Raw genomic sequence first — 15,092 nt, forward strand, 5'->3', positions numbered from 1 at the left:
ATTGGACAGTTGCCCAATCGCTTCTGGGATAGAGGTAATCTGATTCTGATGGAGGTTAAGGATTTCTAAATTGGACAATTGCCCAATAGCTTCTGGGATTGAAGTAATCTGATTATTATAGAGGACAAAATTTTTCAAATTGGACAGTTGCCCAATCGATTCCGGGATGGAAGTAATCTGATTTTCATGGAGTAAAAGAGTTCTCAGATTGAACAGTTGCCCAATAACTTCTGGGATGGAGATAATCTGATTCTGCTCAATGAAAAGCCGTTTTAGATTGGACAGTTGCCCTAATGCTTCTGGGATGGAGGTAATCTGATTCTCACTAAGGTCAAGCCCTATCAGATTGGACAGTTGCCCAAACCACTCTGGGATGGAAGTAATTTGATTGCAACTGAGGTTAAGCGAGTCCAGATATATACACTTGGCAATTTCCGGTGGTACTTCTTCCAACTGCAGCCCCGATAAATCTAGTTCACTCAAATTTTCATCAGCAACCTGCTCAATTCGTCGCGCTGCTTCCTCTCGGCTCATGTCGTTTACCTCTTATTAACATTTATTTTATTGCGACCAAGATTTCGATGAGGCATTTGAGATATTGTGTCGTTAATCTTTCTCTTTTTTCTCTTTAGACGGGGGAGTGACATTAGAATCACCTTTGGGTGGAGTCCGTTTTTCTGGGGGATTTGACTTTTTGGCTTGGTAGCCATCCAACCGTTCTTGTTTTTCGTTAGACATTAGCTTCCTCCTGTTTATCGTCCCAAAATTCAATATACTTTATTTCTTCCGCTTTTAGCAAGATGCCACGAGGGGGGATTAGCCTTTCCCACGATTTATTAGTATCAATCGTGTACATTTCCTCAATATACAAGTCACGCTCTGAGCTAATCGATGAAGCAAAGGAGTTAGTGCCGGAATACCCTGCTACTGTAGTGCCGTCTTTCAAAATTACCTTTAGCCATACAGACTCATTAAGTTTACTGAACTTATAGTCCCAGCTTGTAGGAGTGCTAGAAATTGTATTTAATCCCAATCTATTTAAGATTTTTTTAATCCATTCTTTTTGGCTGAAAAATCCAAGTAAGACTCCAATTGCTATCGGGCTAATGAACACAAAAACTCCCAGAAATACAGCAGTGTAAAAACCAGATAAAATCTCTCTATATGTTGTAAAAAATATTAAATAAATTAGCCAACACCAAACTGCATAATTGACACAACTCAGAGTCAAAAATCGCAAGAGGGAAATTTGTAAATCTTCCTGCCTTCTAGGGGCAAAAATAGATAATGTTAAATCCATAATAAATCCGGGAACCAGAAATGTTATGGCGTAAAATACAGCGTCAAAACTTGTTAGCGCTATGCCTCCTCTTGCTTGCCCTAAAATAGTTATAACCATATCTGATTAACCCCCCAAAATTTTCTCTATATCAACATGATAATATTCAATCTTCACTAATGGTTCCCACCCCAAGTACACAGAGAATAGAAGCGGATATTATTTTGGTCGAATTTGAGGTATTTCCCAGTCCAGGGCTTGCAAGGCAAAACTCAGTCAAGATATCTGTATTTCCCAGCCCAGGGCTTGAAAGTGCGAAAGCTACATCAGGATAGGGTAATTTTCTGATGTACACCTCACAAACCAAGTAAACCCGCTAAGGCTAGTCTGTGGCGGGTTTTGCTTTTTAAAAAACAACGTACTTTCAAGTCGCACCTATGACGCAAAAAAGCTAGACCGCTCCGACCGCTCCGACCTTGCCAGCGCTCCGACCGTGCAGCCGTGGTTAGGGTGCGATTGTGGCAGTGTCAGCCGTGCCAGCCATCCAATCACCCCGAAACCCCCCACAACGCTCTAGATGGTGTATTTTGAACCCTTGCCAGCGGTGCGACTGTGCAGACGTGCCAGACAGTCGATCGCCGCGTTGCCTCGGAGTCATCCGATCGCCCTGTTGAATCTGGCAATTTCAAGGGGTAACGACAGCCGAAAAAAATTACTCCCTCAAAAAAACACCTACCCCTAGGCGCAAATCTCAACCCTCAACCCGATTCAAATTCCAGTCGTAAGGCAAAAAAACGATCGCCCATCCATCACCCACAGCCACCTCCGGCCCCAAATAACCGCCCACATACTCAGCCACCGAACCCGCCGCTTTTACAAAATCCTCGCCGTACCACTTAAAAATCTTGCTCAAATAAAGCGTCTTTTTCTCGGCATCATATCGCACCTTATCAGGATTGTGAATAAAACGGCTCGCATCTGCTTCTAGTTGAGTCCGTACCGACTCCGGGAAATAAGCCCCGCGACGCAGCAGCGGGCACCCGACAGAAGCGCAAACTAATGCAAAATGGATGCGCGGTTCGGCAAATTCCGGCCGCAATATTGCGTGTTCGATTTGATTGAGACTGTACTTTTTGCCGCCAATAATCACATTTGAACGGGTGAAAAAATCCAAAAAACTCAGCCAGTTGGGAATTCCCAAAACTTTGGGACGGATCGACGCGATCGGATATACTTCCAGAACTTGAGAAATTGCGATCGCATTATACGCATTCAGCCACAACGCCAGCCGCGCATCCGCATCAGTAAAATCCGCCCAATCCAAATCCGCCAAACTTTCCAGCCACGCCCTCAAAACATCCGCCCCTTCAGCTTTCCAGCCCCGATAATTGACGCGGCCGAAATCGTCAACGTAGCGTTGCAGCAACTCGTCCCAAATCCTAAAGTCGATCGTACCGATCATTTATTACTATCCATCATATAAGGCGGACATTGCTTTAACTTCTGCTTCTATAGCAATCCTAAATCTTTTGTGAATTTCTTACTCCCTCCCCTTAGCAAGGGGAGGGTTGGGGTGGGGTTAAAAATTTACGACTCCTGCAAGGATTTCTCTATTTAATACTAGCCTCAACCCAAATAACACCTGCAACGGTAGTATTTTTTAGATTAACCCCCTCAAACGGGCTCTGGATTAAATTAACTTGAGTCAAATTAGCGCCTTGTAAATTAGCTTGCCACAAACAAGCCCCGCTCAAATTTGCCCCCGATAAATTAGCTGCCCTAAAATTTGCTTCTCTCAAATCTGTTCCTGGCAAATCCGTATTTGCTAAACTCGCCTTCCCCAGGGAATGCCGCTCAAATCCCCGCCCGGACACGGGTTAGTTTACCACAACTAATTGACTTGCTGCGGCTTAGGTGCAATCACCGGTGTAGCGAACCAGAAAATCATTCCCCATGAAACTGCTCCCAAAGTTACAGATTTCCTGCTCTTTACATTCTACACTTTTAAAAGATTCTTAATTTCAAATTCAACGGGGATCGGTTTCTTCCGGCACAACACCCCTCTCACTTTGATCGGCAATTTTTTTAATTCCCCTTACCTTCCTAACAAATTATGACGGATAGAACCGACTTTTTCGATAAACTGTTAGCGGCTGTTGAAACCAATCAAAGTTTGCTGTATTTAGCCCTCGATCCCGACCCGGAAACCATGCCCCCGCTGGTTTCTATGACTGGGGCAGAGACTCAAATTTTTGTAACTGATTTGTTTGCAAAGGTAAAAAGTGCGATCGACCAAACAGCCGATTTAATTTGTGCTTGCAAAATCACCCTCGGTTTTTACCAATCTCTCGGTATTCCCGGTTGGGCATTGCTGCAAGAAATTTTAACAATTATTCCCCCTCACCTGCCAGTCATTTTAGATGCCAAACACTGCGATTTAAATACCAGCACAGTATTTGCCAAAATTGTATTTCAAGACTGGCGAGTTGACGCTATTACCTTAAGTCCCTATGCCGGATTCGACCAAGTAGCGCCTTTTTTGTTATACGCCGGAAAAACTGTTTTTGTGCTCTGTGCCACCGCCAACCCGTCAGGGGCTGCTTTGCAAGAATATCCGACGCCAAACAACCCTTTTTACTTGCAATTAGTCCGACTCTCTCAAACTTGGGGAACTCCCGAAAAAGTCGGTTTAGAAGTAGGAGTAATGCCGGATATGTTAGCCCGCATCCGCAAAGAAGCTCCTGAACGCCTAATTTTAGTTGAAGGAGACATCGCCGAAGAAAATGACCTCACAGAAGAAAACGACCTCGCAGAACTGCTGGCGGCCGGTTTAAGCACAAATGGTGACGGTTTGCTGCTGCCCGTCCCCCCAAGTTTATTAGCGGGAAAAGAGCCGCACCGAGAAATTGAGAAATTGCGGGATAGTATTAATAAACAGAGGGTGCGGGCGATCGAAGGTAGTCCCACTTGCGAACTGTGGCTGCCCGATGTTTGCTTTTTGCAACCGGAACCTCACCGCGATTTAATCTTGCAACTTTATGACATCGGCTGCGTAGTTTTTGGCGACCACGTACAAGCATCGGGCGCCGTATTTCCATATTACATCGACTTGCGGAAAATAATCTCAATTCCGCAGATTTTCCACCAAATTGTCAGCGCTTATGCAGACATTCTCAAGGATTTAAAATTCGATCGCATTGCGGGAATTCCCTACGGTTCTTTACCCACAGCAACCGGTTTAGCATTGCGGATGGAACGCCCGATGATTTTCCCGCGCAAGGAAGTGAAAACTTACGGTGCGGGCAAATTAATTGAGGGGCATTTTCAGGCAGGAGAAACGATTGTCGTAGTCGATGATATTTTGATTAGTGGCAAAAGCGTAATGGAAGGCGCGGCTAAGTTAAAATCGGCTGGCTTGAATGTGGAAGATATTGTGGTATTAATCGACCACGAACAGGGAGTCAAAGATAAGATGCAGGCCAACGGTTATCGCGCACATTCTGTGTTAGCGCTTTCGGAAATAGCTGAAGTTTTGTATCGAGCAAATCGCATTGATACCGAGCAATTCCATCTTTTGACAGCGGCACATTAAATTATAAAATTTCTAGTTACCAGGCTCTGCCTGGTAATTAATACCCGGAGGCTCTGCCTCCTTTATTTATGTCTCATTTGGCTTGTTTTAATGGAGGCAGAGCCTCATGAAATGCGTTACCAGGCAGAGCCTGGGAACGAGTAAGAACGAGTAAGAATTAATTGTCTAGTTTTCTAGTTACCAGGCTCTGCCTGGTAATTAATACCCGGAGGCTCTGCCTCCAAAATTCAGTCTAGTTTGCCTTGTTTTAGTGGAGGCAGAGCCTCATGAAATGCGTTACCAGGCAGAGCCTGGGAACGAGTAAAGGTAAATAAATCAACCTTGCAGAACTTCAATTAAAGCATCGCCCATTGCCCGACAGCCGACGAGTTTCATGCCTTCCGACATGATATCACCAGTGCGATAACCTCGATCCAAAACTTCGACAACTGCTTGCTCGATTTTATTAGCAGCTTCCGGTTGATTTAAGGCGTAACGTAGCATCATTGCCGCGCTTAAAACTTGGGCGATGGGATTGGCTTTATCTTGTCCCGCGATGTCTGGTGCGGAACCGTGCACAGGTTCAAAAACTCCCGGCCCGCTTGCTCCCAAACTAGCAGAAGGCAGCATCCCAATGCTACCAGTTAGCATCGCCGCCGCATCGGAAAGAATGTCGCCAAATAAATTGCCGGTGACAATTGTATCGAACTGTTTCGGCCAGCGAATTAACTGCATGGCTGCGTTGTCAACATAGAGGTGAGAAAGTTCGACATCAGGGTATTCTGAAGAAAGGGCAATAATACGATCGCGCCACAGTTGCGAAACGTCCAAAACATTCGCTTTATCAACGGAACACAGCCTTTTGCTCCGCTTCCTGGCCGTCTCAAAAGCGACTCGCCCGATTCTATCAATTTCCGACTCGGTGTAAGCCATCGTATTAACGCCGCGTTTTTCGCCTGTTTCCGTCTCAAAAATACCTTTCGGTTTGCCGAAATAAATGCCGCCTGTGAGTTCGCGGATTACCATAATATCCACGCCTTCGACAACTTCCCGTTTCAAACTAGAAGCATCAACCAATTGCGGTAAAATAGTCGCCGGACGCAAATTGGCAAACAATCCCAATCCGGCGCGCAGTCCTAATAATCCTGTTTCCGGGCGCTGTTCGCGGGGCAAATTATCCCACTTGTAACCGCCAATAGCTGCTAACAATACTGCATCGCAGTTGCGGCATTTTTCCAGTGTTTCTTCGGGTAGCGGATTGCCTGTTGCGTCAATAGCAGCGCCGCCCATTAAAGCTTCTTGAAATTCAAAGCCGATGTCCAATTGTTGACCGACAAGTTTCAGGACATCTACCGCCACAGCGATAATTTCAGGGCCGATGCCGTCTCCTGGTAAAAGAGTGATGCGGTAGTTTTGAGTCATATCGATTTTGGAGTTTTGATTTGAGATTTGAGATTGAGAGTTAATGGGAATTCTTTGAAAATGCAAGACATTCTCACAAGGTTATAATCATATCAGGATAAGCAACCTCAGAATTGATTATGACATTCCCGACTTACCCGCCTGCTCAAGCTGAACCGCCTTTAGACCCCCGGCAGAGTTTGCCAACAATGTATGATTTACCTAGCGAAGACCCAAAGGAGCCCGGTTTGCCAGATACCTTTCATTTAGATCAGCCGCAACTCTTGGAATTCACGTTTTTGCCGCCGGGATGGGATGCCGAACAAGTCTTTACAGCCAGTGACCTAAATTTGTATTACGATGCAACACAACCGCGCTGGCATAAACGCCCGGATTGGTTTGCTGCGGTGGGTGTGCCAAGGCTTTATCAAGGGCGCGATATGCGTTTGAGTTATGTAGTTTGGCAAGAACGGGTAAATCCGTTTGTGGTGGTGGAATTGCTATCGCCGGGTACTGAAGATGAAGATTTAGGGCGGACTGTTCAGCAAGCTGGAGAACCGCCGACTAAGTGGCAAGTTTATGAACAAATTTTGCGGATTCCTTACTATTTTATTTTCAGTCGCTACACGGATGAATTGCGAGCTTTTCATCTTGTAGGAGGCCACTATGAACCTGCAGAATTAATTGATGGGCGGTTATTTATTCCTGAGTTGCAGTTGAGTTTAGGTTGGTGGCAAGGCAGTTATAAGAGTATGAATCGGTTGTGGTTGCGGTGGTTTACGGCTCAAGGAGGGTTGATTTTGAGTCCGGGTGAAAGAGCAACGGCGGCGGAACGGCAACTGATAGAATCTCAACAGCAACTCATAGAATCTCAACAGCAAGTTCTAGAATCTCAACAGCAACTCATAGAATCTCAACAGCGAGAGGAAAGACTAGCGGCGCGGTTGCGGGAGTTAGGCATCGATCCTGAACAGTTGGTTTAATAGTTCTCGCACCCAGGCCTGGTGAAACCCGGTTTCTTCCTTCTATTTCTCGTGACTCGTCCCAAAACTCGTAGAAACCGGGTTTCTAGCCCCCATGCGTAATTCTTGCTTGAGTATTCCAAAAGCCCGATAGCCCATAACCCCTTTTCAACTCCTCGAATCCGCGCAACACGAGTGAAATAAGATAAAAATAGTTCGATCGCACGCACGTACAAAAAAATCGGCAAGGAGTCGCACCAGTGGCAGAGGGCGAAGGCATACCAACATCAGCACAGATTGACAATCGGGACTATTCTTGGGCCTTTTGGCCAGTTGTTCCCCTCTATCCCTACAGCAAGCGGCGCACCATCCGCAAGGAAATAGTTAAAGATACAATCTGGACTTTTGACCAACTACAAGGCATTTTCTACGTAGTCGTCCCGATTCGGATGACAGTAATTAAACTAGAACCCGAAGGCCTTCTCGTCTACGCCCCCGTTGCACCGACTCCTGAGTGCATCCGCTTGGTAAAAGAGTTAGTAGCAGAGCACGGCGAGGTGAAGTACATCATGCTGACAACGGTTTCGGGCATCGAGCACAAAGTTTTTGTCGGCCCCTTTGCGAGGAGTTTTCCCGAAGCGCAGGTGTTTGTCGCCCCGCAGCAGTGGAGTTTCCCGGTGAATTTGCCGCTGAGTTGGCTGGGTTTGCCCGCGAAACGCACCTCTGTACTGCCGTTTGACAGCAGCAACACGCCGTTAGCCGATCAATTTGATTGGGCAATTCTCGGCCCCCTCGACCTCGGTTTGGGCAGATTTGCGGAAGTTGCGTTATTTCACAGACGATCGCGCACGCTGATGTTAACAGATTCCATAGTTTCGATTCCCGAAAACCCGCCCGCGATCGTCCAACTCGACTCGTACCCGCTGCTGTTTCACGCCAAAGACAGCGCCTCGGACACGGTGCCAGACACCCACGAAAATCGGCGCAAAGGGTGGCAGAGAATCGCCTTATTTGCCATGTATTTTAGCCCCAGCGTGCTGGAAGTGCCGCCGTGGTCCCAGGTATTTGCCAGCGCACGCAAAGCGCCAGAACGCTCTAGGAAAGCTTATTTCGGGTTGTATCCGTTCAAGTGGAAAACACATTGGGAGCGATCGTTTGAGGCTTTGCGGGGAGGGGGGCGGTTGTTTGTCGCGCCGATTTTGCAGACATTGATTCTCAACCGCGCGCCGAGGGAAACTCTCGATTGGGTGGATCAAGTGGCGAGTTGGGACTTTGAAAAAATTGTACCTTGTCACTTCGATGGTGCGATCGACTCCCGGCCCCGTGAATTTCGGCAAGCATTCTCATTTCTGGAAAAACACTCGCCTGTTAATTCTTTACCCGAAGACGATTTTAAATTGCTCAGGCAGATTGATGCGGGTTTGAATAAAACTGGTTTGGTTCCCCCTGCAAAAGAGAAGGTTTAATCTGAAATTTTTGACAATTCTGAATAAGCTGTTTGAGCACAGGCAAGATGCCTGTGCCACTAAAAAATTTAGATATTGTGGAACGGGCATCTTGCCCGTTTCAACACAGGCAAGATGCCTGTGCCACTAAAAAATTCAGATATTGTGGAACGGGCATCTTGCCCGTTCCGGCTAGAAGCCCATCGCAAAGATAAAACCCTTGACAATTACTGGAAATTTATTCACTTATCTCATTAAATTATTAATCAACTCATCCACCTTCAAAAGTTCTTGAATAATTTGCTCTACCCTCTGCAGTTCATTTATAGGATTGAGAACTCTAATAGTTTTAGCAGATGTCGCTGAAGTATGTACCGCAACACCTCTTTCTTCCCCAAACGTATTCATCGTACCTAGCCAAGCAGAATCTAAATCATCAGTATCTATCCCTATTGGCAAAAGCAACGCCAGAAGATTAGCTTCTTTAATTCCATGATTTTGGTCAATTACTCGCTTAAAACTCTTAATAGCTAAATCTATTTTTTTATTGATTTTTATTTTTTCCTCCTTAACTTTTGTACTTCCCTTGGTTGGATTAAGTGTATCAGGCGGTACTTCCATCATTTGACCCGAAAAGGCAAGCAAGCAGATTAAAGTACGGCAAGTCTTACCCTGACTGTCCCAATTATTTTTAGCGTTAAGGGTGACTTCCCAAACTCTGTCCTCAAAATAAGCCTCAATTTCGGCATGAACGAAAACTCTGTAAGTAAGAGTTAAGGCTAACTGCCGATCCGAATATAAACCTGTAGGGCTAACTTTAGGAATAAATTGTTTTTTTAATCTATTTAACTCCTTGGTTAGAGTCCGAAATCTAACGGATTTTGACATACCTATGAATAACTTACCTCTACCTCAAACCGTTAAATATAATACGGTTATCTACAAGTTCAGGTACATTAAACTCTACATCCAAAACCTTTAACAAAGCTTTGCCCCACAGTGAAAGACGAGTATGAGTTTCACGAATGCTAGTTGTGCTTTTCTCAACAGCTTCTCTGAACTCGCTACTAGATGATGAACATAACTCTTTAAAAGCATTTGCCACACCCGCCGGATTCTTCTCAGCAGCTTCTCTAATAACTGGATCTGAAAAATAAAAAACCATCACATCTAAAATAGCTCGATTAAACTTGCTTCGGTAAGTATGAGAATTGCCTAACCACACACGAAATATATTTTCTTCTCCAAATATTTTAGTAGTTGTTTGCACTGCTTTTTCAAATTGGCTAACTGTAGATTCTATCTCCAGTTTGCGATATTTCCAATCCTGGTTGAGTTCTTTGCAAGTTATATCCAGGAACACTTTAAGATTACCGCGATACTCGGATAAGAAATGATGAAATCCTACATATCGAAGCAATAATTCGACATCGCGCATCCGAGGATCGGGATTTTTGGATTTGAGTATTTTTCTTAAAGCCGGATTTTCAATTGATTCATCATCTAAAAAATTGATAAAATCACCTGGATGTAATGCCTGCCTTAGTTCTTGTGCAGATAGCGGAGTATTTTCTACATTCAAACGTAGAAAAATTTTGTAGAGTAAACTTTCTGTCTTCCAATTCCGAATCAATGTAGTACGAAGAGTTTGATTGTCGAGTGCATCAAGTACAGAACTATGAAGAAGATTGTTTTTTAGATCCTCATGGGTACAACCATTTAGTTCTGGCATAAATTCTAAGTTTTTCAAAGCAAAACTATCGTTAGTAGTTTCGCTCATTCCATAAAATTGTAGAATCGTCAGCAAGCGTTGTTTGCCGTCAAGGACTACAAATTTTCCGCGTCTTTTGTCTGGAGAAGCTAAAACTATTTCTGGAATAGGAAATCCTAGAAAAATTGATTCAATAAACCTACTTTTACGAGTTATATCCCAGGCGTCTCGTCTTTGAAATCTTGGATTTAGTTGAATGTTGTCACGAACAAGTTGATCGAGTATGGTGGCTGTTGTCCAGTCATTTCCAGCTACAAGAATTTCGGATATCTCGTCTAATACTGATTTTGAGTTGCCATTAGATTCAAGCTCATCATCTAGAGCTTCATCTTCCTGCTCAAAGCTTACTTCTTCTTGTTCTTGTTTTTCCAAGAGTTTTAGTTCAGGCATGACCGCGCTCTAATGGGTGAGTTGAATCTGGATAGACTATCTATTACCTAAGTATAGCAGAAGTCAGAAGGCTTATGTTGACTATTTACCGATAGCGAGAGTATTTTATGCCTAAATTATCAGTTTCGGAACTTCCATAACTATTGCAATATTGTCGATTGGTGCGTCGCTGTAATATTTTCTATCTTTCTTTGGGGATGATCGATAGCGACGCACCAATGGAATACTTGGTAACTTAAGCAACTACCCAATCTCACGATTTTTTCAACTTAAACTCATCAAACTTCACCACTTCCGAATCGGGTTTCCGCGTATCAAAATAGTAGCTGCTAACCGTACCCTCCCCCGTATCAAAAATAGTAAAAGCCGTAATATCATTACTATCAATATAGGGCAACGGTCGCCCATCTTCTCCCAACAAAGGCGCAACAGTCGGCACCACAGGTTCCAATCCGTTCGGGTCTCCAATAGCGCTGTAATCTTCCCGATATGCCGGCGGCACAAATCGGCGCTTTTTCCCCGCAAAAGCACCGTAACTGTTGCCCACATTAGAACTCTCCAAAAAGTGCATTCCGCTGGAACTTACAAACCGATTCCACAAGTGCGAATGTCCGTAAAATACCAACTGCACCCCCGCTGTTTCTAGTAGCGGCACTACATCCCGAATCAGATAATCTTGCGGTTTCGGATACTCGTAACGCACCATTTTAATCTCGCCATCGAGAGCGCGATCGACTATTTGCACTGGATCAGTATAAGCAGGTACAATATTGTCACCCAGAGAATGTGGCGGGTGGTGAAACATCACAATTTTATATTTTGCCTGCTGGAATTCCGAGCTTTTTAACTCTTGTTGCAGCCAATTATATTGAGCGCTGCCCTTGACAATCGGCTCAAAAATATGCTGTCCGTATCCCCATTTTTCGGGATGATTAAAATCTTCGTCCCGTTCCCGATACCTGCCTCTCGCACGCGGATCTAAATTCGGAGTCCGCCAGATATTCGTAACGTACAAAGTCACTAACCGCACGTCGCCAAAAGTCACAGCATAGTAATTTTTGCCTCCCGGTAAATTGAAAATCTCGTCATAGGTATCGCTATTAAAAGTATTGTTTTGTAGCCATATTTGCCGCACTGAAGAGTCATTATTAGGATTCAAAGAGGCAGCACGTTGAGCGTATATTTTCTCCGCAGCGGCGCGGGGAAAAGGATCATTAAATTGGTCATCGAGTTTGCTGTTGGTTGCAAACCGGCCCATGATTTCGTGATTGCCAATGGCGGGAAATAAAGGCGCGTGTTGGATCAGTTCGCCGCCGCTGTAAACGGTTTTGATGTCGTTTTTGTCGAGTTCGGAAAATGCGCGACCTTGCAGAGACGGAAAGAAGGCGCGGCCTCGGTAGTCGTCAAACCATTCAGAAGCGCGATCGGGTATATTAATTAAATCCCCAGCCATGAAAACCGCGTCAACTCTGCCAATGGTTTCGGCTACTTTCTGGAGATTTGCTGCTGTCATCGGCATCAATTGATGGTCAGAAGTGAGGAGAATTTTGAGCGCACTTCCTGCTGCGGGTGTCGGAGAAAGAGTGAAAACTTTGCTGCTGACAGATGCGCCGTCTTTCCTTTCGCTAGTGACTCGATAAGGAATGCGAGCACCGGGCATTAAATTGGGGACTTCTGCTTCGTGGCGCCAGATGTCGCGGACAATTGGATTGCTGTCAATAATGCTTTGTTTCATTTCATCGGAAATGCGCGAGTCTTTGTCTTCGCGAGTGCGGCTTAGCTTGGTAGTATTTGCCGTCACAACTTGATTCAAATTTTCGCCGTAAGCAACAGTGTTGCGAGTACCGGCAAACTCTGTGAACCAGACAACTCGCACCGAGTTTGCTGTTGGGACTTGCAGAAACGGGTCGGTTAAAAGCTGAGGTTTGTTAAGGTAAGATTGCATCATGAAACCTAGCAATAGGACAATCAAAATCAAAACACCAAAAAACCAGGGATTGCGAGAATAACCTTGAGAAATTTCTACTTTATTGGGCAAAGGCGTTAACATAATTCATTAGTCATTAGTTTGTAAGGGCGGGTTACACCAGCCAAACAGAACTCCCCACCCCAATAATATATAAACCCGCGCCACCGACTTTAAATTTTAAACTACCCACGTTATCAAAAAGTTAAGAAATTAGTAAAATATTTCCGATAAAAGAAACCTCCACCCTTTTTGGAAATCTTCTGAGTTCTCCATTCTCTTTCTCTGTGCCCTCTGCGCCCTCTGTGGTTCATTAAAAAAAATTATCCAAAATGCTTGAGACTTGCGATATAACATTCTTAACACCCTTCCTTCAATCTAAAATCTAAAATCTAAAATCTAAAATCCCATGACCCGCCACCTTCTCAAGGCTAACTGCAAAACCGTACACTTGGGCGGTTTTTCTCCGAATATCGAACCTGCTTTAACTGTCGATTCGGGCGATCGCATCGATATCGAAACCTATTCAGGATATTATGTTGCTGACAAAGCGCCGCCCGAATTTCTCACCCCCGAATTTTTAGATATTTGTCAGAATTTGCCCCCCAACCGCAAAGTTGGGCCGGGGCCCCACTTGCTGACAGGCCCGATTTATGTTAACAATGCCGAACCAGGAGACGTTTTAGAAATTCACATTGAGGATGTTTACCCCAGTTTACCAGTAGGATTTAATGTAATTCGCGCCGGATGGGGAGCTTTGCCTGAGTATTTCCCCGAACCTAAATTGCGGTTTATTCCGCTAGATTTAAAGCAAAAAATTGCTGAATTTCCTGCAGGTAGCGGCATTCGGATTCCCCTGCATCCTTTTTTTGGAATTATCGGCGTTGCTAATGCAGAAATCAACCGTTCTTCTATTCCTCCAGAGCGCTACGGCGGCAATATGGACAATCAGGAACTCCAAGCAGGAACGCGGTTATTTTTACCTGTTTTTCTGCGCGGCGGTTTACTGTCCATTGGCGACGGACATTCGGCACAAGGAGACGGTGAAGTTGACGGTACTGCGATTGAAACTTCGATGAACGGGACTATTCAGATCATCTTACGCAAGGATTTATTTCTGATATTTCCGTTTGCGGAAACGCCCACTCATATTGTGATTATGGGATTTGGTAGAACATTAGATGAAGCGTTTGAGCTGGCGGTAAAACAGACGGTTTATTGGCTGCAAAAGTTTGCAGGTTTCCAAGAGGAAGATGCTTATGTTTTCTGTTCCCTCGCGGTAAATTTTCGGATTACGCAGGCTGTCAACAATCCTCAAAAAGGAGTTCACGGAATGATTCCCAAGTGTATTCTGCTCGATGTGAACATTATTGACCACCGAGTTTGAGGTAATATGATAACACGCGAGCGACCAAAAAATTAGGATCGCGATCGCACAAACTACACAAATTTGTCACTGCTGTGGTCGATCAGGATCGCGATCGTGTTGACAATTAAGCTTAAAATGGATAAGTTACCAGTTCTACCTAAATCGAGCTCAACGTCAGGAACCTCAGCCTAAAGGCATGAGGCTTGAAAGAGAAATCTAACAAGCCATCCTGACCAGCCTAAGTCTTTACTGACTACGTTTTTTGAGTCACGATACCGGAGAATGCGAAGCTAGTTTTCCGCTCTATCGCTTGCAACTAAACAGTCTTAAGGTCACTGAGACAGTGTTGCTAGCCGGCGCAAGCTCATTAAACATTGGCGAAGCTAACTTTACCCCAGAAATGGGAGTTTGAGGCAACCATACCTCACCGGAGGGGCAACCATACCCCTCCACCCCGCGAGGAGATTCAAATTAAATGTAAAGCCGTGCTAAAAGCACGGGGTTTCTACCCATTTTTATGATGAAAAACCAGACTGACGATGTTGCCAAAAAAGATTTAGTCGATCGAGCTTTTGGGAGTGCAGCAATACCAGATCCGACAGCGTGGGTGCACGAACATTATTTTCTGGCTAATTTCGCCGATACTCTGGCCAACATTCAAGAACATATGTCTGAAGACAGTTGCGAAATCGGCGAGAATGGCGACTCTGGTGAGGGACTCTTATCGATCGATGCTAAAATTAGAGATATGTTGAGAGCTACTTTTAGCGACGACGGCTGGCAGTATGTCGAAAGTTTATTGTGAGTTTGGTAAAATCCATAAGTATTTGTACGTTCATAATTTGAGAGCGTAAGTTATAGCAATACTTCGGACAGTTTTGGAACAGGGACGCTCCCCGAACAGAGACAAAAAATCCCTGGAATTTTAACCGAAACTC

Annotated in this window: 16 protein-coding genes; 6 read left to right on the forward strand and 10 right to left on the reverse strand. The window is 44.7% G+C overall.

The genetic code is table 11. The features are described from left to right. The 6 genes from QUB26_RS11630 to QUB26_RS11655 all read right to left on the reverse strand — a co-directional run. A partial coding sequence (locus tag QUB26_RS11630) for a leucine-rich repeat domain-containing protein (RefSeq protein WP_333318062.1) occupies window positions 1-534 on the reverse strand: 534 nt, incomplete at its 3' end. A gap of 72 nt (window positions 535-606) precedes the next feature. After that, the gene (locus QUB26_RS11635) at window positions 607-738 is read right to left on the reverse strand and encodes a hypothetical protein (protein ID WP_333318063.1); all 132 of its coding nucleotides are present in this window, start codon (window positions 736-738) and stop codon (window positions 607-609) included. Beyond that, window positions 731-1,399 (reverse strand): DUF6338 family protein, encoded by a 669-nt coding sequence (locus tag QUB26_RS11640; RefSeq protein WP_333318065.1) that lies wholly within the window; start codon window positions 1,397-1,399, stop codon window positions 731-733. Before QUB26_RS11640 ends, QUB26_RS11635 begins: the two co-directional genes overlap by 8 nt. A 385-nt stretch (window positions 1,400-1,784) precedes the next feature. Further along, the gene (locus QUB26_RS11645) at window positions 1,785-1,937 is read right to left on the reverse strand and encodes a hypothetical protein (protein WP_333318067.1); all 153 of its coding nucleotides are present in this window, start codon (window positions 1,935-1,937) and stop codon (window positions 1,785-1,787) included. Between the two features lie 93 nt (window positions 1,938-2,030). Next, window positions 2,031-2,741 carry a DUF547 domain-containing protein gene (locus tag QUB26_RS11650; RefSeq protein WP_333318069.1) on the reverse strand — a complete coding sequence of 237 codons (711 nt, stop codon included), beginning with the start codon at window positions 2,739-2,741 and terminating at the stop codon, window positions 2,031-2,033. 148 nt (window positions 2,742-2,889) lie between these two features. Beyond that, window positions 2,890-3,153 carry a pentapeptide repeat-containing protein gene (locus tag QUB26_RS11655; RefSeq protein ID WP_333318071.1) on the reverse strand — a complete coding sequence of 88 codons (264 nt, stop codon included), beginning with the start codon at window positions 3,151-3,153 and terminating at the stop codon, window positions 2,890-2,892. Window positions 3,154-3,392: 239 nt separating this feature from the next. On the opposite strand from QUB26_RS11655, the gene QUB26_RS11660 reads away from it, so the two are divergent. Then, complete coding sequence (locus QUB26_RS11660; RefSeq protein WP_333318073.1) at window positions 3,393-4,871, forward strand: bifunctional orotidine-5'-phosphate decarboxylase/orotate phosphoribosyltransferase; 1,479 nt, start codon at window positions 3,393-3,395, stop codon at window positions 4,869-4,871. Window positions 4,872-5,186: 315 nt separating this feature from the next. On the opposite strand, the gene leuB is transcribed toward QUB26_RS11660, so the two are convergent. Beyond that, window positions 5,187-6,272 (reverse strand): 3-isopropylmalate dehydrogenase, encoded by a 1,086-nt coding sequence (leuB, locus tag QUB26_RS11665; RefSeq protein ID WP_333239935.1) that lies wholly within the window; start codon window positions 6,270-6,272, stop codon window positions 5,187-5,189. Between the two features lie 119 nt (window positions 6,273-6,391). Here leuB and QUB26_RS11670 point away from each other — a divergent pair, with 119 nt between their 5' ends. From QUB26_RS11670 to QUB26_RS11680, 3 genes are all read left to right on the forward strand, one after another. Beyond that, window positions 6,392-7,234, forward strand: a complete 843-nt coding sequence (locus tag QUB26_RS11670; protein ID WP_333318075.1) for a Uma2 family endonuclease — start codon at window positions 6,392-6,394, stop codon at window positions 7,232-7,234. 239 nt (window positions 7,235-7,473) lie between these two features. Beyond that, on the forward strand, window positions 7,474-8,679 hold the full coding sequence (locus tag QUB26_RS11675) for a DUF4336 domain-containing protein (protein ID WP_333318077.1): 1,206 nt from the start codon (window positions 7,474-7,476) through the stop codon (window positions 8,677-8,679). 114 nt (window positions 8,680-8,793) lie between these two features. Continuing rightward, entirely contained in the window at window positions 8,794-8,916 is a 123-nt protein-coding gene (locus tag QUB26_RS11680; protein ID WP_333318079.1) for a hypothetical protein, read from the forward strand. Here the strand turns inward: QUB26_RS11680 and QUB26_RS11685 are convergent. From QUB26_RS11685 to QUB26_RS11695, 3 genes are all read right to left on the reverse strand, one after another. Next, window positions 8,905-9,546 (reverse strand): HEPN domain-containing protein, encoded by a 642-nt coding sequence (locus tag QUB26_RS11685; protein ID WP_333239929.1) that lies wholly within the window; start codon window positions 9,544-9,546, stop codon window positions 8,905-8,907. The genes QUB26_RS11680 and QUB26_RS11685 overlap by 12 nt on opposite strands. Before the next feature lie 19 nt (window positions 9,547-9,565). After that, on the reverse strand, window positions 9,566-10,819 hold the full coding sequence (locus QUB26_RS11690; protein ID WP_333239927.1) for a DUF262 domain-containing protein: 1,254 nt from the start codon (window positions 10,817-10,819) through the stop codon (window positions 9,566-9,568). A 253-nt stretch (window positions 10,820-11,072) separates the two neighbouring features. Then, complete coding sequence (locus QUB26_RS11695; protein WP_333239925.1) at window positions 11,073-12,869, reverse strand: metallophosphoesterase family protein; 1,797 nt, start codon at window positions 12,867-12,869, stop codon at window positions 11,073-11,075. A 325-nt stretch (window positions 12,870-13,194) separates the two neighbouring features. Between QUB26_RS11695 and QUB26_RS11700 the strand changes: the two genes are divergently transcribed. Then, a complete protein-coding gene (locus QUB26_RS11700) occupies window positions 13,195-14,172 on the forward strand; it encodes an acetamidase/formamidase family protein (protein WP_333318081.1) in 978 nt (325 codons plus the stop codon). Window positions 14,173-14,671: 499 nt separating this feature from the next. Next, entirely contained in the window at window positions 14,672-14,959 is a 288-nt protein-coding gene (locus tag QUB26_RS11705; RefSeq protein WP_333239920.1) for a hypothetical protein, read from the forward strand. Window positions 14,960-15,092 lie beyond the last annotated feature (133 nt).

The organism is Microcoleus sp. B4-C1, assembly GCF_036705285.1.
Lineage (GTDB): Bacteria > Cyanobacteriota > Cyanobacteriia > Cyanobacteriales > Microcoleaceae > Microcoleus.